At 56.6% G+C, this 18570-nt stretch carries 21 protein-coding genes; 19 read left to right on the top strand and 2 right to left on the bottom strand.

Going from position 1 to position 18570, the window contains the following annotated elements:
* Nucleotides 1-29 precede the first annotated feature (29 nt).
* The 3 genes from Poly59_RS25560 (at nt 30) to Poly59_RS25570 (ending at nt 3638) form a co-directional block, all read left to right on the top strand.
* On the top strand, nt 30-236 hold the full coding sequence (locus tag Poly59_RS25560; protein WP_146406586.1) for a hypothetical protein: 207 nt from the start codon (nt 30-32) through the stop codon (nt 234-236).
* Nucleotides 226-2484 carry a terminase gpA endonuclease subunit gene (locus Poly59_RS25565; protein ID WP_146536982.1) on the top strand — a complete coding sequence of 753 codons (2259 nt, stop codon included), beginning with the start codon at nt 226-228 and terminating at the stop codon, nt 2482-2484. Before Poly59_RS25560 ends, Poly59_RS25565 begins: the two co-directional genes overlap by 11 nt.
* Nucleotides 2485-2774: 290 nt before the next feature.
* A complete protein-coding gene (locus tag Poly59_RS25570; protein ID WP_146536983.1) occupies nt 2775-3638 on the top strand; it encodes a type IV toxin-antitoxin system AbiEi family antitoxin domain-containing protein in 864 nt (287 codons plus the stop codon).
* Here Poly59_RS25570 and Poly59_RS25575 read toward each other — a convergent pair.
* The gene (locus tag Poly59_RS25575) at nt 3615-4547 is read right to left on the bottom strand and encodes a nucleotidyl transferase AbiEii/AbiGii toxin family protein (protein WP_146536984.1); all 933 of its coding nucleotides are present in this window, start codon (nt 4545-4547) and stop codon (nt 3615-3617) included. The genes Poly59_RS25570 and Poly59_RS25575 overlap by 24 nt on opposite strands.
* 280 nt (nt 4548-4827) lie before the next feature.
* On the opposite strand from Poly59_RS25575, the gene Poly59_RS25580 reads away from it, so the two are divergent.
* The 16 genes from Poly59_RS25580 (at nt 4828) to Poly59_RS25655 (ending at nt 17808) form a co-directional block, all read left to right on the top strand.
* A complete protein-coding gene (locus Poly59_RS25580; protein WP_146536985.1) occupies nt 4828-5025 on the top strand; it encodes a hypothetical protein in 198 nt (65 codons plus the stop codon).
* A gap of 62 nt (nt 5026-5087) precedes the next feature.
* Nucleotides 5088-6581 (top strand): phage portal protein, encoded by a 1494-nt coding sequence (locus Poly59_RS25585; RefSeq protein WP_146536986.1) that lies wholly within the window; start codon nt 5088-5090, stop codon nt 6579-6581.
* Nucleotides 6553-8568: a phage major capsid protein gene (locus Poly59_RS25590; RefSeq protein WP_146536987.1), complete on the top strand. Its 2016-nt coding sequence runs from the start codon at nt 6553-6555 to the stop codon at nt 8566-8568. The genes Poly59_RS25585 and Poly59_RS25590 overlap by 29 nt, the downstream gene beginning before the upstream one ends.
* Before the next feature lie 48 nt (nt 8569-8616).
* Nucleotides 8617-8946, top strand: coding sequence for a DUF2190 family protein (locus Poly59_RS25595; protein WP_146439909.1), 330 nt, complete (start codon nt 8617-8619; stop codon nt 8944-8946).
* A 9-nt stretch (nt 8947-8955) separates the two neighbouring features.
* Nucleotides 8956-9306, top strand: a complete 351-nt coding sequence (locus tag Poly59_RS25600) for a DUF2190 family protein (RefSeq protein WP_146536988.1) — start codon at nt 8956-8958, stop codon at nt 9304-9306.
* A 23-nt stretch (nt 9307-9329) separates the two neighbouring features.
* Nucleotides 9330-9941 carry a hypothetical protein gene (locus Poly59_RS25605; RefSeq protein WP_146536989.1) on the top strand — a complete coding sequence of 204 codons (612 nt, stop codon included), beginning with the start codon at nt 9330-9332 and terminating at the stop codon, nt 9939-9941.
* Complete coding sequence (locus tag Poly59_RS25610) at nt 9931-10941, top strand: hypothetical protein (RefSeq protein WP_146536990.1); 1011 nt, start codon at nt 9931-9933, stop codon at nt 10939-10941. Before Poly59_RS25605 ends, Poly59_RS25610 begins: the two co-directional genes overlap by 11 nt.
* A 5-nt stretch (nt 10942-10946) precedes the next feature.
* On the top strand, nt 10947-11225 hold the full coding sequence (locus Poly59_RS25615) for a hypothetical protein (RefSeq protein WP_146536991.1): 279 nt from the start codon (nt 10947-10949) through the stop codon (nt 11223-11225).
* Nucleotides 11222-11602 carry a hypothetical protein gene (locus tag Poly59_RS25620; RefSeq protein ID WP_146536992.1) on the top strand — a complete coding sequence of 127 codons (381 nt, stop codon included), beginning with the start codon at nt 11222-11224 and terminating at the stop codon, nt 11600-11602. The genes Poly59_RS25615 and Poly59_RS25620 overlap by 4 nt, the downstream gene beginning before the upstream one ends.
* A complete protein-coding gene (locus Poly59_RS25625; RefSeq protein WP_146536993.1) occupies nt 11599-12042 on the top strand; it encodes a hypothetical protein in 444 nt (147 codons plus the stop codon). Before Poly59_RS25620 ends, Poly59_RS25625 begins: the two co-directional genes overlap by 4 nt.
* Entirely contained in the window at nt 12039-12596 is a 558-nt protein-coding gene (locus Poly59_RS25630) for a hypothetical protein (RefSeq protein WP_146536994.1), read from the top strand. Before Poly59_RS25625 ends, Poly59_RS25630 begins: the two co-directional genes overlap by 4 nt.
* Nucleotides 12597-12623: 27 nt before the next feature.
* Nucleotides 12624-13037 (top strand): hypothetical protein, encoded by a 414-nt coding sequence (locus Poly59_RS25635; RefSeq protein WP_146439901.1) that lies wholly within the window; start codon nt 12624-12626, stop codon nt 13035-13037.
* 22 nt (nt 13038-13059) lie between these two features.
* Nucleotides 13060-13560 (top strand): hypothetical protein, encoded by a 501-nt coding sequence (locus Poly59_RS25640; protein ID WP_146536995.1) that lies wholly within the window; start codon nt 13060-13062, stop codon nt 13558-13560.
* A 20-nt stretch (nt 13561-13580) separates the two neighbouring features.
* Nucleotides 13581-13841 (top strand): hypothetical protein, encoded by a 261-nt coding sequence (locus Poly59_RS25645; RefSeq protein WP_146536996.1) that lies wholly within the window; start codon nt 13581-13583, stop codon nt 13839-13841.
* A complete protein-coding gene (locus tag Poly59_RS25650; protein ID WP_146536997.1) occupies nt 13799-17017 on the top strand; it encodes a phage tail tape measure protein in 3219 nt (1072 codons plus the stop codon). The genes Poly59_RS25645 and Poly59_RS25650 overlap by 43 nt, the downstream gene beginning before the upstream one ends.
* The gene (locus Poly59_RS25655) at nt 17017-17808 is read left to right on the top strand and encodes a hypothetical protein (protein ID WP_146536998.1); all 792 of its coding nucleotides are present in this window, start codon (nt 17017-17019) and stop codon (nt 17806-17808) included. Before Poly59_RS25650 ends, Poly59_RS25655 begins: the two co-directional genes overlap by 1 nt.
* 158 nt (nt 17809-17966) lie before the next feature.
* Here Poly59_RS25655 and Poly59_RS25660 read toward each other — a convergent pair whose 3' ends face one another.
* A complete protein-coding gene (locus tag Poly59_RS25660) occupies nt 17967-18515 on the bottom strand; it encodes a hypothetical protein (protein ID WP_146536999.1) in 549 nt (182 codons plus the stop codon).
* Nucleotides 18516-18570 lie beyond the last annotated feature (55 nt).

Below are 18570 nucleotides of genomic sequence, written 5' to 3' on the forward strand. Positions count from 1 at the left end.
GTCGCGAAGCCCTCCAATCAAGAGCAGTCATGGAAGACAAACGCAAAGCAGTGACGATTAACTCGCTGCCGATCAAAGACGCCGCGACCGCGATCAGTAACGCCTACCAAACGCGAATCACGCCCGAGCAAATCGAGGCCGACGTTGCGGCCGGCGCACCAACCAACGCCGACGGAACGCTCAACGTGGTCGCCTACGTCGCGTGGCTACTCCAGGAGACTCGACGTGCAACTTGACCCAGCGAAACTTCGACCGAGCGAATGTCGCCGGCTACTCAACAGCACGCCACTCGGCGAAGTAATCAACGAACGACAACTTCACCGCTATCGAACGCGAGCAGGTCATCGCATCGGTGACGGTAAGAGCGTTCACTTGCTGAAGTTCGCCGGCCTGCTGATCAAAGACCGCCACCGACCAAAAGCCGACGACACCGATGCCTACGAAAAGCACAAGGACTACTCGCGCGAACGAAACGCAGCGAAGTCACTCGCCGGCCGTGACATCGGTGAGCTTCCGCCGGTCGCCGACGCTGATCGAAAATCAAAAGCCGCCGCGAGCTTTCGATATTTTTGCGAAGCCTACTTCTCGCTGACGTTTCATCTTTCCTGGTCGCCGGACCACATCGCCGTCATCAACAAGATCGAAGAAGCCGTCGTCCGAGGCGGTTTGTTCTCGCTCGCAATGGCCCGCGGCAGCGGTAAGAGCTCGCTTGCTGAAGTCGCATGCATTTGGGCGGTCCTCAACGGCTATCGAGACTTCGTTTGTTTGATTGGCAGCGACGAAGGTCACGCCTGCGACATGCTCGAATCCATCAAGACCGAGCTAGACGGCAACGATCTGCTCTTGGCCGACTACCCCGAGGTCTGCTTTCCCATCCAAGCCCTTGATGGAATCGCCAACCGAGCCAACGGGCAACTTCACCAAGGCAAACGCACGCAAATTGGTTGGACCGCGAAAGAAGTAGTCCTGCCTAGTATCGACGGCAGCAAGGCGAGCGGCGCGATTATCAAAGTCGCCGGCCTGACCGGCCGAATCCGCGGCATGAAGTTCAAACGCCCCGACGGCAAAACGGTCCGGCCGTCGCTTGTCGTCCTCGACGATCCGCAAACCGACGAGTCCGCTCGTTCGCTATCGCAATGTGCCAACCGCGAAGCCATCCTCGCCGGCGCGGTGCTCGGGCTCGCCGGCCCAGGCAAAAAGATTTCCGGCATCATGCCTTGCACGGTTATTCGTCCCGGCGACATGGCCGACAACATCCTCGACCGCGACAAGCACCCCGAGTGGAACGGCTCGCGAACCCGAATGGTCAACTCGTTCCCCACCAACGAAACCTTGTGGGAACGCTACGCCGAGATTCGCAGCGAAGGTTTGCGAGCCGGCGATGGCGGAGCGTCCGGCACCGAGTTCTATCGCAAGAACAAGGTGGCTATGGACGAAGGTGCCGACGTTGCGTGGAAAGAGCGTTTCAACCACGACGAACTTTCTGCGATCCAACATGCGATGAACCTCAAGCTTCAAGACGAAGCCGCGTTCTTTGCCGAGTACCAAAACGAACCGTTGCCGGCCGAAACGGTCGATGCCGACCAACTCACCGCCGAGCAAGTCGCGGAAAAGACGAACGGAATGGAGCGGTGCTGCATTCCCATCGCCGCCAATCACCTCACCGCATTCATCGACGTCCAAGGCAAGTTGCTCTTCTTCGTCGTCGCCGCATGGGAAGACGACTTCACCGGATACATCGTCGACTACGGTTCATTTCCCGACCAAAAGCGTCCGTACTTCACGCTCCGCGATGCCCGGCACACGCTCGCCACCGAAGGCACCGGCCTCGAAGGCTCGCTTTACGCAGGAATGGAAAAACTAACCACCGACTTGCTCGGCCGAGAATGGCAACGCGACGACGGCGCGGCAATGAAGATCGAACGCTGCCTCATCGACGCCAACTGGGGCCACTCCACCAACGTCGTCTACCAGTTCTGCCGGCAAAGCCCCCACGCTTCGATCCTACTACCATCTCACGGTCGCTTCGTCGGCGCCTCGTCCAGTCCCTTCAGCGAATACAAACGTCGACCCGGCGATCGCGTCGGCCTCAACTGGCGAGTCCCCTCGGTCCACGGCAAACGAGCGATCCGGCACGTCATCTACGACACAAACTGGTGGAAGTCCTTCACGCACGCCCGCCTCGCCGTCGCCATGGGCGACCGAGGCTGCCTCTCCATCTTCGGAGACCGTGCCGAGCAGCACCGAATGTTTGCCGAACAAATCACCGCCGAGTACTTCATCAAAACCGAAGGCCGTGGCCGAACCGTCGACGAATGGAAAGCCCGCCCCGAGCAACCCGACAACCACTGGCTCGACTGCCTCGTCGGCACCGCTGTGGCCGCTTCGATGCAGGGAGCGTTGCTCTTCGGTACCGACAATCAATCAGCCAACCGACGAGAGCGGGTAAGTTTTAAAGAGCTTCAACGACAAAAGAAGGGATAGGCACGAGGTCTTTCAGACAACTATCGGTTGGAGAAAGATCTGGCGTCGACCGTCGAATTACCCCGTATTTGTTCCGGCGACAAGAAAGAACCGAGAATTTGGTGGTCATTTCCATCCAACCGCTTCACGAAGCTGCCGCCGTAAGTCCTTTCCTGGAAACGACTTACGGGCGATGTGGAATCAGCAGCGGTGTTGTATATATACAACACCGCTGCTAGGCTCCGATCTTTTTCTCCTGGACATCCGGTAGGCATGATGTATATATACATCATGCCTACAGAGGAAATTCGATGGTAACGAAACTTGAAAAAGCCGCCCCAAAAATCTTCAAAGCCCTCGCCGAACAGCCGATCAGGACCCATTCGGACCTCCAAATACTGTTCCGTGAAAAAAATAAGGCATGGGAACTACCGGTCACGCTGTCCTTTAACAAGTTCATACAGTTTGCTATCGAGCACGGCAAACTCCAAAGACATCGACTTGAATTTCCCCACCGCCCAGCAACTCGCTACAGCTGGGGCGACGTGCCATTAGAAAGCATCATTCAGTCAATTCACCCGAAAGGGTATTTCAGTCACTATACAGCAATGCAGCATCATGACCTGACTGAGCAAATTCCAAAAACCATCTACTTCAATATCGAGCAAAAGCTCACAGGTGGTGGAACCGAGCCATCGCAAACGGCAATGGATCGTGCGTTCAAGGGCAAATGCCGCGTATCCAAAAATAGTGTCAATGTGGGTGAGCGAACAATAAGGATACTGAACGGTAGAAATACTGGTGAGATGGGTGTCATCACGATTGCAGATGACAATCCGTTTGAAAAACGCGTAACAAACATCGAACGGACGCTAATCGACATCACGGTACGACCGGTCTATTCCGGCGGGGTCTTTCAAGTTGCTGAGGCCTTCGTCGCTGCTGCATCCGAAGTGTCCATCGAACGAATCACGACATATCTGCGCCGCCTGAACTTCACGTACCCGTACCACCAGTCGATTGGTTACTACATGGATCGTTCGGGGAAATTCTCGCATTCACAACTAGATGCAATCCGCGAACTTGGACTGGAGCATGACTTCTATCTTGACTACGGAATGAAGAAGACCAAGTACGTCGAGAAATGGCGTCTACATGTTCCACAAGGGTTCTAGTCGCTTGGCAAGGCTGCAAACAAAACTGAAATAGTAGTCGAACGCCTCGATATCTTCTTCGGGATGGACCGTGTCTTTGACACTCTGGAAATCGCTCTCATGAAAATCCTTGTAGTCCTTGATCTTGTCGAGTAGGTCGAGCGGAACACGTTTGACAGCGAACGTCTCTCGAAGCAACTCATGGAAATCACTTGAATCCATATTGACATAGCCAGGACTAACGAGGTTGTAAAGATCAAAGAAGTCGCGGGCTCTAGGCGCACCCGGCCTGCTTCGCTGTACGACTAATCCATATTCGGGCATCTGTTGACAAAGAGCACGAAACTTCTCTGCAACAATCATTGCGATCGAATACACGTAAAAAGTTGTACCATCAACTTCGGATGCTTCCTTGCCTTCGCAGTATTCGTACTTGCTAATATCGACTTTGAACGTCTTCCCACCCAATGATGCAACGACCATTGCATAGTTTCGCATCTGTGGAAGGTCGCTGCCTAACTTTTGAGCGAGTTCGCAAGGAATAACTTTGAAAGAAACTTTATATCCACCCCAAAAATCGGCAAGCGATTGTGACAGATTCTTCGGCTTCGCTTCAATTTTGAAATCGAAGACGAATAGATTCATTGCCGCGAACGCATCTACGAGTGTTCTTTGAAGCTCTTGGGAGACTTGCTCAACATCCAGAAAATCGTCCGGCATAGAAAAGTCGAGATCCATCGAAGCCCGGCTTCCCAAACCATGTACGAGATCGATTGCATTGCCACCTTTGAGAACAAGCAGTTCGCGAAGCAAATCACTCCCAACGATGCCTTTTAATGCGCATCGCTTTATCTGTTCAATTCTTCTGTCTGGATTCTGAGGCATTGAGTTAAGCGATTGTTGGCGAGTTTTTATTAGACATTCCAGCATCCGAGCAGGCGACTCACTTGTGTTGCAGATAGACGACCCAAGATGACCCACGCGTGCGTTGTAATCCTACAAAATCCGAAGTGGACATTGAACCCGACGACACAGTCAGCATGCTAGGAGTGAAATAGCTAACTAACTAGGCATGTGGAACTTCGGAAGGGTCTCCCTAAGAGAATGCCAGATCAGAAATCTTAACTACTCCGCTTTTTCTGGTTCACGTGAGGGTCGCTTCGGCTAAGTAACCCTGAGAGGGACGTTTGTTTGCGAGCGAGTGCCGGCGATGCCAGAAAACCTCAACGATGAAATCCGTGAGAACGCTGCGGGGCCTGCGAAGGCTTCCGGCGATGCGGGATCGGTTGAGCAGCACAAGCTGACGGAGCAGATCGCTGCGGACAAGCATCTCGCCGGCAAGGACGCGGTTCGCAAGCCGAATCGCGGCTTGCGATTTAACAAGATCGTGCCGCCGTCGGCTGGCTAATCTTTCTTTCGTTTTGCGATGAGCACAGGGCTGCCGGGGACGGCAATAGGATTACAACACGGATGTTGAAGAAGTTGTCAGGGTTGATCGAGCAAGCATGGCGCGGCGGAGCTTCCCGCTCTTCATCCGCGCCGGGACGCTCGCCCCGGCAGCCCTTCTTTTCGCGGCTTCGTGCGAAGTACGACGCCGCGAATACGACGCTCGACAACATGAAACATTGGTCTCGAGCCGATGGGTTGTCGTCCGCTGCAGCGAATAGCCCCGATGTGCGTCGAACACTTCGCAATCGGTCGCGATACGAGGTCGCCAACAATAGTTACGCTCGCGGGATCACGTTGACGCTGGCGAATGATGTCGTTGGCACTGGACCGCGACTGCAAATGCTGACGCCGGATGATGCTGCAAATCGTTTCGTTGAGGCGGAGTTCTTTGCTTGGGCCGAGGCGGTTGGATTGGCGGAAAAGCTGCGAACGATGCGACTGGCTCGTGTTTCGGACGGTGAATCGTTTGGTTTGTTAACCAGCAACGAACGCATCGACGCGGCGGTGAAACTGGACGTGCGGTTGATCGAAGCCGACCAAGTGGCCTCACCGACGTTGGTCGCAGACCGTTCTCGTTACATCGACGGCATTCAGTTTGATGCTGACGGAAACCCGATCACTTACGACGTCCTGCGTGAACATCCTGGTGATGTGACTTTCACGATCGACGAAGAATTCGACACGGTGCCGGCCGCCGCGGTGCTGCACTACTTCCGTTGCGATCGTCCGGGGCAGATTCGCGGCATACCCGACATCACCCCGGCGTTGCCACTATTCGCACAACTACGCCGCTTTACGCTTGCCGTACTTGCGGCTGCCGAGACTGCCGCTGAGTTCGCCGGCATCCTGTACACCGACGCTCCTGCGAATGGAGAAGCCGACTCCGCCGAACCGTTCGAGCCGATCGAACTTGAGAAGCGAATGCTGCTCACGATGCCAGGCGGCTGGAAGATGGCTCAGATGAAGTCGGAGCAACCTTCGACCACATATGCCGAGTTCAAGAAAGAGATTCTCAACGAGATCGCTCGATGTTTGAACATGCCCTTCAACGTCGCCGCTGGCAATTCGTCGGGTTACAATTATGCATCTGGGCGACTCGATCATCAAACCTACTTCAAGTCGATCCGTGTCGAGCAAACGCAACTTGCTCGCGTCGTTCTGGATCGCTTGTTGAATGCTTGGCTTCGCGAAGCCATTCTCATCGAGGGCTATCTGCCTAATTCGCTTCGCACGCTCGACAGCACTTTCGAGCACCAATGGTTTTGGGATGGTCACGAGCATGTGGATCCCGCCAAAGAAGCCAATGCCCAAAAGATCCGTCTCTCGAATCATACGACTACCCTGGCCATCGAATTTGCGCGGCAGGGACGTGATTGGGAGACGGAACTCAAACAGCGTGCCAAAGAAGTGGCACTGATGCGTGAGCTTGGTCTGTCGGCCAGCGATGAAACTGAAACCAAACCCTCAACCAAGGTCACGGAAGACAATGCCGAAGACACAGCACGCGCCGCTTGAAGCCGACGCCGAATCCGTCCCAAGTTCGCTGCGAATCGTTTGTGATGATGCGGCGACGATCACTCTCGCCGCGGCCGAAACGCCAGAAGAAGGCAAGCCGTCGCTGCGTAAGTTCTCCATGACCGCATACACCGGTGGTGCGATGCGACTTGGTGGTTGGCCCTATCCAGTCGTCGTCGACTTGGCCGGCATGCGAGTCACTCGCAAGTCGCGTCCGATTTTGAAAGACCACGATCGAGGCAGCATTGTTGGACACACCGACGACATCGCGATCACCGACAAGTCGCTCGAAGTCGCCGGCGTGATCTCGGGTGTGGGTGCGACGGCTCAGGAAGTGATCGCGACCAGTGAGAACGGTTTTCCTTGGCAGGCATCGCTGGGCGCAAGTGCCGACAAGGTTGTTTTCATCCCTGAAGGCAAAACGGCAAACGCCAACGGACGCGAGTTCAAAGGGCCAGTCTATGTGGCTCGCAAGTCAACGCTGGGCGAGGTTTCGTTCGTTGCCTTGGGTGCTGACGACGATACCGAGGCTCGCGTCGCCGCCGGAAACTACGCCGACGGTGATGATCCCAGCGACACGGATGAAGACACCGACGATCTCGAACCCGTCAACGCAAGTTTGAATATGAGCACCAAGCGAACGACCGAAAACAAAACAGCGACCACTTCACCGGTCAACGACATGCGTTCCGAGGCCGCTGCGGAATCTCGTCGCATTGCAGGTATTCGCAAAGTCTGTGCGGGCAATCACGCCGATCTTGAAGCCGACGCGATTGAGCAAGGCTGGTCCACTACCAAAACGGAACTCGCCGTGCTGAGAAGCGAACGCCCCAAGGCTCCCGAACAGACGCAAAACTCACCACGCTACAGTCGCGAGGTCCTCGAAGCTGCCGCCTGTCTGTCGGTCGGCATCGAAGAAAAAACGCTGCTGGCCAGCTATGGCGAAAAGACGCTCAACGCCGCCAACCCGCTACGTCACATTGGCTTGCGTGAACTCGTCGCCGAGTGCGCTCGGATGGAAGGCATCGACGTGCCTCGCGTCTTTGGCGATGGAACGGCAACCATTCGAGCTGGTTTCAGTTCCATGAGCCTACCCAGCATTATGGAAAACGTCATGAACAAGACGTTACTGGCGGCCTATCAAAACACACCGATCGCCGCCTTCGATCTTTGCAGCGTTGGAACGGTCACCGACTTTAAGGAAGTGGCCCGATACCGTTTGCTTGGCACCGGCGGGTTTGAGCAGGTTGCTCCCGATGGCGAATTGAAGCACGGCAAACTGTCCGAACAGAAGTACTCAAACAAGGCTGACACCTACGGTCAGATCCTCACGCTGACTCGGCACGACATCATCAACGATGACCTGTCGGCGTTCATGGATATCCCTCGTCAAATGGGACGCAGTGGTGCCGAGTCCATCGACGACTTGTTCTTCACACTGCTGCTCAAGAACGCCGGATTCTTCTCGTCCGCCAACGCCAACTTGCTGCAGGGAGCGGACACTAAGTTCGGCCCGGATGCACTGACCGTTGCCAAGACAACCTTCCGCAAGCAGAAAGCTGGTCCTGGCGGCAAACCCAAGGATCAAAAGCCGATCAACATCCGGCCTGAGTACTTGGTCGTTCCGGTGGAGTTGGAAACCGAAGCGGAACTGTTGATGGGTTCGTCACAGTTGATGATCGACGCGCAAGGGTCGCCGACGAAAATCCCTGTCGATAACCCGCACCGCAACAAGTACCGGATCATCAGCACGCCGCATCTGTCGGACAGCTACTATCCCGGTGCGAGTGCTTCCGCGTGGTATCTCTTCGCCAATCCGCAGGTGCTGCCAGCGTTCGAGATCGTGTTCCTGAACGGTCGTCGAACGCCGATCATCGAGCGAGTTGAGATGCCACCGAACACGCTTGGCATGGGTTTCCGGTCTTACATCGACTTTGGTGTGAACAGCCAAGACCACCGAGCCGCCGTGAAAGTCGCCGGCGAGTGATCGCCCGCTGATGTCAATCTTCTTCTTTCAACGTAAACACAAAGACCCATGCAAGCTCAATTCATTCACGATGGAAAGCAAGTCGACTTCACACCCGACGTCGATGTCCCTGTTGGATCAATCGTCATTCAAGGTGATTTGGTTGGCATCACCAAACGAGATCTGAAAGCCGATGTACTCGGCTCGATCGCCGTGGAAGGCGTGTTCGACATGCCCAAAGACCCGGCTGACGCGGAGACCTACACCGCTGGACAAAAGATTTACGCAACCACTGACGGGATCGTCACTGAAGTGCCCGATGGATCGGTGTTGCTCGGCAAGGTCGTTGCTGACGCCGCGCCGACCGACAACTTCGTTCGCGTTCGTCTGAGCCAGTGATGACCACCTGTGAGCAACCCCATCATCGCACCCGTCGGGGCGATCTACGTCCACGAGGGCGTGACGGTCCCGATCGTTACCGACGTTGAGATTCCGGCCGGCAATGTCGTTGTCCTTGGCAAGCTGGTCGGCGTCGCCAAGTTCGGGATCTGTGCCAACTCTCGCGGCAGCATCACCGTTGCTGGCGTATTCGATGTGGTCAAAGATCCGACAACCAACATTCCGGCCGGCACCATTCTTTATTGGTCCAAGATCAGTCACCACGTCATCAAGAACGCTTACGAACACTCAATGATCGGCATCGCGGTTGAAGACGCGCCACCGAGTTCGCTGACCGTCAAAGTCAAATTGCTTCAGTAACCACCCCAACACGAGGTCCTCGCATGGAAGCGAAACTGCGCACGCTTGTCGTCGCATGCTTGCTGCTGATTTGCACAGGCTGTTTGCCGGAGGGCGATGTTCAAGTCCGCTCGCTGCCGGCACCTCCGCCCGAACAACCGATCGCCAACCTTCCCACCCAGTTGCATCAACGAAATTGGACGGGGCGTCTCAACCAAGGTAGTTGTGTTCACGCATCGCTGGTCAATCACTTGCGTTGGCTCAACGAGTTTGAACTTGGCGAACGCTGGCGGGCGACCTACAGCGACGGTGAATGGGATTCACGATTACGAAACCGACTTGATGCTGCCGACATCGACTACAGCTACACCGTCAAAGCGGATCCTCGGTTTCTTGACTGGGCAACGGCGACGCGGCGCGGTGCGATTCTGTGGTGGAAGCCGGCTCACTGCTGCACATTCGTCGGTTGGGTCAATCGCGACGGCCGGCAATACGCAGCCATTCTCGACAACAACTATCCCGGCCGATTTGAACTCACACCGCGCGAACAGTTCGTGCGTCTTTGGGCCGGCTACGGCGGGTTCGCCCTGACGGTGATGGAAGACCCCGCCAGTTCCTTGCCCTATCGAAGCTACGAGGTCATTGATGAAAGATGAAATCCGAATCCGGCTGAGCGTCGGCCTGATTGTAGTCGCAGTGCTGCATGCGGTGATGCTTGGAGCGGTGTTCACAGCATTGCACCGAACACCGCCAGCCGACACGAGCGAATCCTGGCGATTGCCGCCGGCACAACCCACCAGCGAGGCTGGATCGCGAATCCAACAGTTGCCGCAACCTTCGCGGGTCAACTTGGAAGCACAAGGCGAGCTGAAACAACAGTCTGGTTACTGCCCGCCCTGTCCGCCGAACACGATTCCCGCCGCGGAGCCGTATCGAATTGTGCAGCCCTATCGTGTGGTGCCAACAGCTCCAACGGTTCCTGCTCCGATCATCGTCACCCCCGCGTCGAGCAGCACGCGACCCGCGACGCCACCCGAACAAGCGAAGAATCGCTACCAAATCGCCTTGTTCGTTGCCAGTGACGCCAAGAGCCAGCGTCTGCTTGACTGGTTCAACACGGACCCAAACCTGGTGAAGTTGAAGTCGAAGTGTGCATTTCAGGTCTACACTGAATCGAATGCACTGTACCGCACGCGATATGCGGACATTGTCCCAGCAAATCAATTCCCTGTGGTGCTTTTCCAGGACTCGACCGGCGGGCATGTTCATGCGGCTGGTCACACAATGTTGCCGTCAACCGCTCGTGAACTCTTCGACGATCTGCGTCACGGTTACGAACTCTATCAACAGACGAGGCAGGCCCAACGAACGGGCGCGCTAAAGACGCGAGGCTATTCCTGGGACGCTGCGATCTCACCAACGATGCAGCTCTCGTCTGAAGACTGCCCGGATGGTTACTGCCCTATCGAACCCGTCGACAACACTTGGCGGCCGTTCGATCGGGATCGTGACGGCGACCGCGATCGACTCTTCGACCGAGACTCCAATGGCCGCAACGCATTGATTTGGGCGGGGGCTGGTGAACTGGCCACGCTCGCATTGATCTTTGTGGCGGTTCTGTTGCTCGGATTCATTCTCATCAAACGAGGACTGTAAAACTCATGATTCTTGGAATTGCAACCGTCGTCGTCCTGGTCTTGGTCGCGCTTGCGATTTTGCCGGCGAAAAAGCGAGATCGCGACGCATCGCCCCCGAACTTCGTTCAGTCCTTCACACGACCAGCGAACTTTCGGCAACAGCAACTTAGCGAAGAAGCGGAGGCGATCGCTGACGAATATCAACGTCGAGCTGATGAAGCCTGGCGTGAAGAGCTTGGCGAAAAGGCAACCGTCTTGTTTCAGACCAAGACGACGACTGCAACGAAGACCCGTAAATCGTGAGCGACATATTGCATCGAGGCCAGTCTTGGTTGGCGGAGAAGCTGACCAAGCACGCCTCACGAAACGTCGTGTATCAGCGTGACGATGTTTCCGTCGAGCTATCCGCCACGATTGGCAAATCGGAGTACGAACAGGACGACGGCGACGGCGTCATCACTCGTGCTCAAGTCCGCGACTTTCTGATTAACACGAAAGACTTGTTGCAATCCGCCATAGGCACCTGGCCCCGGCGCGGCGATCGCATCCTCGAAACCGATGGCGACACGACCTTCGTCTACGAGTTGATGTCGATCGGAAACGAACCGCCGTGGCGATACAGCGATCCCTTCCGCGTCAAACTCCGCATCCACACCAAACTGGTTGACACGATTACATGACAGTAACGCCCGCAACCGTCATTCAAATTGCCGAAAGCGTCGTCGCGGAAATCAACGCTGGCGACTTCAGCAAGACAAACCTCTCCGCTCAGCGACTCTATGTTCCAAACTTCGATCTCGAAGACATGAAGGAACTGCGAGTCACGGTTGTGCCTCGCGAGGTGGAATACCTCCCGCTCGATAGAGCATCAAACAAATACCATGCCACGATCGACGTCGCCGTGCAGAAGAAGTTTAGCAAGGGCGATGCCAAAGAGATTGACCCACTGGTGTTTTTCGTCGAAGAACTGGCCGACTACTTCCGGCTCAAACGCCTTAATTCGTTCGTGGCCGCTCGCTGCGTCAAGGTCGAGAACTCGGTCCTGTACTCCTCCGAGCACTGGACCCAGTTCAATCAATTCACAAGCCTGCTGACGTTGACGTTTGAGCTCGCGAAATGATGCACATCAGGGCTCGCGTGCGATTCACACCGGGCCAACTGAAAAAGAAGGTCAACCAAGCGACCTTCAAAAGCATGAATCATGCGGCCGGCACCATCCGGATGACGGCAAAACGATCTATCCGCAAACGCAAGAAACCATCCAACCCAGGATCGCCGCCCAGTTCGCCGACCGGAATGCTGCGTCGTGTGCTTCGCTACGAAGTCAACCGCGATCGCGGCGAAGCAGTCATTGGCCCCGTCAATGAGATCGCTGGCCGGCTATGGAACCTGCATGAGTTCGGCGGCGTTGTCACGAAGCGACGCAAACTGAAACGACATCGGTTCCGCGTTGGCGAGTTTGGGCCGATCCGTGCGAAGCAGCCTGGTAAGTTTGCCCGCATCAAACTGCTAACGATCGCCCAAGCCAGTCGAGCCACACGTCTAATCGAAGAAGAAAACGAACGCCGCGGAGCCAGTAAACCACGCCGCTATCCCGCACGCCCGTTCATGAAACCTGCCCTCATTGCCAACCAAGCACGCCTGCCGAAGTTCTGGCGTGACTCGGTGAAATAGTCTCTCGTCCATGGATGGAATCGAAACATGTCAGCAGAAGTCAAACTCGGTCTCGATGCCGTCCTGACGATCGACGGTGCCGAGATCAAGAACGTCAAAGACTTGACCGTCAATCTCGAAAAGGCCGAAGCCGACGCATCGACTCGTGATAACAACGGCTGGCGAGCCACAGTCGGTACTCTAAAAGACGCGTCGATCGAATTCACGGTGCTCAACAAGAACGGCGACACCGCGTTCGGGATGCTGCAAGGACTGTGGAGTAGCGGAACGCCGACTGACGTTGGCATTTCGGATGCTGGTGGTTCGCTGACACTGACCTGTGAAGTCATGAACTTCAATGTCAATCAAAACCTCGAAGAAGTGGTGTCGGCCGACGTCACCTTGAAGCCAACCCAATCTTCGTCTGGCAGCGGCATGAATGTTGGTGGCGGAACGCCCTAAGTAATCCTCGGAACGGAACTCCATGCAGAAATTCATTGATCGTCGTGGTCGTGTCTGGATCGTTGACATCGACAATACGACGCTTCGCCGCGTGAAGGCACTCACCGACGTGCGATTGCTGGACGCGATCGACGGCGACCTCGTCACTCGGTTGTCGAGCGACCCACTGCTACTCGGCGATGTGTTGTTTGCGATCTGCAAGCCGCAAGCCGATCAACAAGACGTTGACGACGAAGCGTTCGCCGAGGGATTGGCCGGTGACTCGATCGACGAAGCGTGCAAGGCATTGGTGGATGCTTTGGTCGCGTATTTCCCGGAGTCCCGACGCCGTCTTCTGCGGAAGGCGGCCGACAAGCAGAAGATGATCGAGATGCGGGGATTGGAAGCGATCGAGAAGCGGCTGGACGATCCCAATCTGGTGGACCGGATTGTGGAGGACCTGGAACGCAAGCTCGCGGTGCCGACATCGAGCGACTCATCATTCGGCTCGCCGGCATCGTCGGAGTCGACCCCGGACCACTGACGCTCCGGCAACTCGTGCAGATGGCCGAAGCGAAACGCCAGCACGATTGGCATATCGCATCGAGCGTCATGGCACTGACGGCCGAGATCAATCGCGATCGCAAACGTCGGCGAAAGCCGTTCAAGCCGGATGACTTCAATCCCTACACGGTCACTCGGCCGGTTCCGGTGAAAGCCACTGTCGAACAAGTCGCCCATTTGCTCGGCGCAGTCTTCCAACCCCGTGAGAACGAGTCTCCATGTCCCAAGTCCGAGCCGGATCCGCCTACGTCGAACTGCTGACCAAGGATTCAGCATTCGTCAAAGGTCTGCGGTCGGCTCAGAAGCGATTGGAATCATTCGGTGCATCCACGCGGTTGCTCGGTACCAAACTCATGGGGCTCGGCGCGGCCGCCGCCACACCACTGGCGGGCAGCGTTGCAATCTTCTCCAACTTCGACGATGCCATGCGAGGCGTTGCCGCGATCACACAAGCGACTGGATCGCAGCTTGAGTCGCTTCGCAATACGGCAAAGAAGCTCGGAGCAACCACCAGTTACTCTGCCAGCGAAGTCGCATCGTTGATGACCGAACTCGGTCGGGCCGGCTTCAAGCCAGAGCAGATCGAGAAGATGACAGCCGCTGTGATGAACATGGCACGTGCAACTGGCACGGACGCGACTCAGGCATCCGGCATCATGGCAGCAACGATTCGTCAGTTCGGAATGGAAGCCGGCGAAGCAACGCGGGTTGCCGATGGCCTGACCGCCGCGGCGAACAAGTCGTTCAACACGGTGGAGTCTCTCGGCGAAGCCTTGTCCTACGCTGGCCCCGTCGCTGCCGACGCGAATATGAGCCTCGAAGAGACGCTCGCGATTCTCGGTACGCTCGGCAATATGGGTATCCAGGGATCGTCGGCCGGTAACGCAATGCGTCGCTTGCTGACGATCAGTGCCGCCGAATCGGAGAAATTCAAAACCACCTTCGGCGTCACGACCAAGGATGCGAAAGGCAATGCCCGATCGCTCGTCGACATTCTCGGCGAAGTTGCAGCTGCGACCGAGAAGATGGGAACGGCCGAAAAGGCTGAGAAACTAAGCGAAGTGTTCGGACTGCTGGGCATCACTGCGGCCAGCTCGATCGGGAAGAGCGTGGCCGATACCCGCGAGTTGTATTCCGAACTGCAAAAGGCAGGCGGCATCGCCGGCAAAACTGCTGAAGAGATGGAAGGCGGACTCGGCGGAGCATTCCGAATCCTGAAGTCTTCCATCGAGGGAGTCGCGATCGCCATTGGTGAATCACTGGAAGGCAGCGTCACCACGATGGTTCAAGCCTTCAGCCGCGCCGCGTCAGGCGTGATCGAGTGGATCAACAAGAATCAAAAGATCGTAAAAATCGCCGCGGCGAGTGCCATCGCGATCTTCACGATTGGCGCGGCATTGTTCGCTCTTGGTTCGGTCGCTGCCGTTGCGTCATTCGCTGTTGGTGGACTCGCAACCATCTTTTCATTCATCGGCGGTGCAATCGGCGTCATCGTCTCAGCGGTCGGATTGTTGTTCACGCCGCTTGGCCTTGTTGTCGCAGCGGTTGCAGCACTCGGTGGCTACTTTCTCTACTCCACAGGCATCGCTGGCCAGGCGGTCGAGTATCTCAAAGGACTTTTTGAAACACTCAAAGCCGACACTCTCGCCGCATTCGGTGCGATTGCCAGCGCTCTGGCTGCTGGCGACATCACTGCGGCGACCGATGTGTTGTGGACGTACTTGAAACTGCAGTGGGTCAAAGGCACGACCTACATCAAAGGCGTCTGGGCCGACTTCACTCAATATATCTCTGACTTGTGGGCCGATTCTGCCTACGCGATCGGGGATGTCCTGATTGGTGCCTTATCCGGACTCGCTGGCGTCTGGAACAGCACGCTCGGTTTCATGGCAGACGGTTGGACGATTCTTACGTCCGCCGTGCAAAAGGGCTGGAACAACACCATCGGGTTCCTCAAGAAGGGATTCCTCAAGCTTCACGAACTCGTTGATATCGCCGGCGACGTGTCGGTACAGATCGGCGGAGTGCTCATCAACGCATTGGCCGGCGTCGAGAACGCTTGGGTCGAAACAGTCGACTACCTTGCCGACACCTGGACCGTGTTTGTCGGTCAAGTGAAGTCGATGTGGAACTCGACCGTGGGGTTCTTGAAGAAAGCCTGGATCAAACTCAAAGGCCTCTTTGACGACGACATCAACGTCGACGTCGAAATGGCGAAGATTGACGCTGACACTCGAGCGGCCGATACCGCCGAGGAGCAACAACGCCAGCAAGCGATCATCGAGCGTCAGCGTCGCCGATCGAAACGCAAGGAGCAGATCGAAGCCAACCGCGTGGAAATGCAAAAGGGCATCGCGGCGCAACTCGAAGCACGCCGCAAGGCTCGCGAAGGTACGGACATCGACGCCGACATGCGGGCGATCGACGATGAGACCGATGCCAAGAATGCAGTTGTTGACCAATCCAAGGAACACCAGTTCCGCGAAAACGATGCGGCGCAGAACAATCGCCAACAAATCATCGACGACACGACCGTCGGGGTGCAACGCACGCTCAATCAGATGCGAGCGGAAGCGAAAGCGGCACGCGATGCAGTTCGGCCAAACGCTGAAGATCGCAACAAGGAACGCGACGATCAAATCGCAACCGCGCAGGCCGAGTTCGATGCTGCGGTGGAACGAGCCAACAACGCAACTGCCCCTTCGGACGCTGTGCCGAAACCAGACGATGTCGCTCAGCCGGAACCACCAGTCGCTCCGCCCAAGATGCCTGAGCCCGGCGCAGTCGATATCCCCAAGGTCGATCTCCCCGGAATCGACGATCCCGAGTTGCAACCGCCCAATGCGAAAGACCTCCGTCTCGACCTGAACCCAAACGCCCAGGCGGCAATGGATCAGTTCGCTGACGGTCCCGAAACTGATCGAACCGAAGTCGCCGGCAATTTTGATGCGCGCGGCTTAGGGCTCGGCAGTGGAGCGTCGACGATTCCTCAACAGGCTCGCGATCCACTGAAGAAACTGGAGCCCATTGCCGCTGAGGACGATCCCGTCGAGGTCATCTTCGCGCCACAGTTGAGGTTGGAACCTGAACAACTCGACGATCCGATCGTAAACGGCGAGCAAAACAATGAGTTCATCGCCGAAAACCAAAGCGATGTCCCGTTGGATCTGCCATTGCTTTCGGATCAGCCCGATCCGATAGAGATGGAATCCCCGCCGACGCTCGACGTTGCTGCGATCACCGAAGCGTTCGCATCTGTTGGCCGATCCCTCGCGGCATTTGATTCCGCGATCTCCAACAGCACGTCGCAATTGCATCTGCCTGCGATGTCGGGCGGGGAATTCAGCGAGGACATGAAACGCGCGATCATTCAAACCGCTGAGAACACTCGACGCCTTGTTGAGCGTTCGCAGTCGGGAGGATTGGTGTTTGGCTGATGTCAATCTCCACCGGTGGATACGACTTCGAGGTTGCGGCTCTGTCCGAAAAGGCGTCGCGAGGAAAATCACACTCCGACTTCACTTCTTACGTTGCGACGAATAGCGGGGCTGTCGATCCGGCCGCCGCTTCAAGTGCTCTGTATCAGTACTACAAAGCGAATCACAAAGAGCTGATTCCGTATCTGCAAATCGACTCGGAGTTCATCAACCAGAAGCACGCTCTGGTCAGCGTTACGATCAACAAGACCAAACTGGATCCGGTTTCGTTCAGTACGACCGGAGCGACAACCCATCTGAATCAATCGCTGCAGACTCGTGGCATTTACTCCGCCCCAGGAATCTCGGCCCCGGTTTATCACGGAGCGATCGGCGTCAGCGATTCCGGCGTTTCCGGAGTCGACATCACGGTCCCAGCGTTTGAGTTCTCCGTCCGCAAGAAGTTCGAGTTCGTTTCGACGGCATACCTTCTTGCCATGGTCTCAATGACCGGCCGCGTTAACTCGGGTGCGTGGTCGATCTTCGCTCCCGGTGAAGCGTTGTTTCTCGGTGGCGAAGGGGGCGAGGACGAACAGAACTGGGTTGATGTGACCTACCACTTCGCCGCTCGACCGAACGAGTTCGCGATGACGGTTGGCAACATCACCGGGATCAGCAAGCAGGGATGGGATTACCTTTGGGTCAAACACGGCGAGAAAGTGGTTGGCGATCGTGTGCTGCAAGTTCCTGAGGCAGCTTACGTTGAACAGGTCTATCACGGAGGAAACTTCAACGTGTTGGGGATCAGCTAGTGACCCGACGCGTTAAACCAGGCGATCAGTTTGCGATCACCGCCGCTGAATACAACCGATTGCTTGTCGCTGCCGAAGCCGCGCATCGCAATCGACTGCCGGGCGGAGGCGGGCCTCGCACCCATTTGCGAAACGCCGAAACCGTTCGCGTTCACAACCTATCGGCAACCACGGTCCCGATTGGCGGAATCGTTGGCTTCGAGTCGCCGCTGACCGATCCGACCATCGGCCCGATGGAATTGGCCCGCTTCGTTCGCGACGCAACGATTGAGTGCGTGCGGCCGACCGAAGTCGAACACACAGGTCGCGTTGGGGTCGCCATCGAACCGATCGCGGAGGACAAGGTCGGCCGCGTGGTGTTCGATGGCGTGGTGGCCGCGCGAGTCAACGTCGTGAAGACTTGGCACAAGTTTGCGGACGTTGGCGAATCGGTCGGTGACACGTTGCAGTCGAAGCCGGATGGGTCGGCACAGATTCTGTGGCGAAGTGACCTCAACCAACTTGGTGACCAATGGGCAGTCGTTCGAGTCGGTCGGCCCGCAGATCCGGTTTACCTTGTCGAGGTTCCGGTCGGTGGCATCGCTGGCCGCCGAGGGATGCGGACTGGCAGTGCGGACTGCGACCTCTATCAACTCGACAAAGCCGGCGAGATCGAAGCCGTCACTGATCCGGCTGGCGACACAGTACGAATCACCGCTCGGAATCACTCAGCACAGCGTATTCGAGGACCGATCGCGGATTCGCCGAAACAATACTTGGAAG

The organism is Rubripirellula reticaptiva (genome assembly GCF_007860175.1).
Taxonomy (GTDB): Bacteria; Planctomycetota; Planctomycetia; order Pirellulales; family Pirellulaceae; genus Rubripirellula; species Rubripirellula reticaptiva.

Coding starts and splice junctions, on each gene's coding strand:
- Poly59_RS25560 (WP_146406586.1), top strand. CDS start 30: ATGGAAGACAAACGCAAAGCAGTGACGATTAACTCGCTGCCGATCAAA.
- Poly59_RS25570 (WP_146536983.1), top strand. CDS start 2,775: ATGGTAACGAAACTTGAAAAAGCCGCCCCAAAAATCTTCAAAGCCCTC.
- Poly59_RS25575 (WP_146536984.1), bottom strand. CDS start 4,547: ATGCTGGAATGTCTAATAAAAACTCGCCAACAATCGCTTAACTCAATG.
- Poly59_RS25580 (WP_146536985.1), top strand. CDS start 4,828: ATGCCAGAAAACCTCAACGATGAAATCCGTGAGAACGCTGCGGGGCCT.
- Poly59_RS25585 (WP_146536986.1), top strand. CDS start 5,088: ATGTTGAAGAAGTTGTCAGGGTTGATCGAGCAAGCATGGCGCGGCGGA.
- Poly59_RS25590 (WP_146536987.1), top strand. CDS start 6,553: ATGCCGAAGACACAGCACGCGCCGCTTGAAGCCGACGCCGAATCCGTC.
- Poly59_RS25595 (WP_146439909.1), top strand. CDS start 8,617: ATGCAAGCTCAATTCATTCACGATGGAAAGCAAGTCGACTTCACACCC.
- Poly59_RS25605 (WP_146536989.1), top strand. CDS start 9,330: ATGGAAGCGAAACTGCGCACGCTTGTCGTCGCATGCTTGCTGCTGATT.
- Poly59_RS25610 (WP_146536990.1), top strand. CDS start 9,931: ATGAAAGATGAAATCCGAATCCGGCTGAGCGTCGGCCTGATTGTAGTC.
- Poly59_RS25615 (WP_146536991.1), top strand. CDS start 10,947: ATGATTCTTGGAATTGCAACCGTCGTCGTCCTGGTCTTGGTCGCGCTT.
- Poly59_RS25625 (WP_146536993.1), top strand. CDS start 11,599: ATGACAGTAACGCCCGCAACCGTCATTCAAATTGCCGAAAGCGTCGTC.
- Poly59_RS25630 (WP_146536994.1), top strand. CDS start 12,039: ATGATGCACATCAGGGCTCGCGTGCGATTCACACCGGGCCAACTGAAA.
- Poly59_RS25635 (WP_146439901.1), top strand. CDS start 12,624: ATGTCAGCAGAAGTCAAACTCGGTCTCGATGCCGTCCTGACGATCGAC.
- Poly59_RS25640 (WP_146536995.1), top strand. CDS start 13,060: ATGCAGAAATTCATTGATCGTCGTGGTCGTGTCTGGATCGTTGACATC.
- Poly59_RS25645 (WP_146536996.1), top strand. CDS start 13,581: ATGGCCGAAGCGAAACGCCAGCACGATTGGCATATCGCATCGAGCGTC.
- Poly59_RS25650 (WP_146536997.1), top strand. CDS start 13,799: ATGTCCCAAGTCCGAGCCGGATCCGCCTACGTCGAACTGCTGACCAAG.
- Poly59_RS25655 (WP_146536998.1), top strand. CDS start 17,017: ATGTCAATCTCCACCGGTGGATACGACTTCGAGGTTGCGGCTCTGTCC.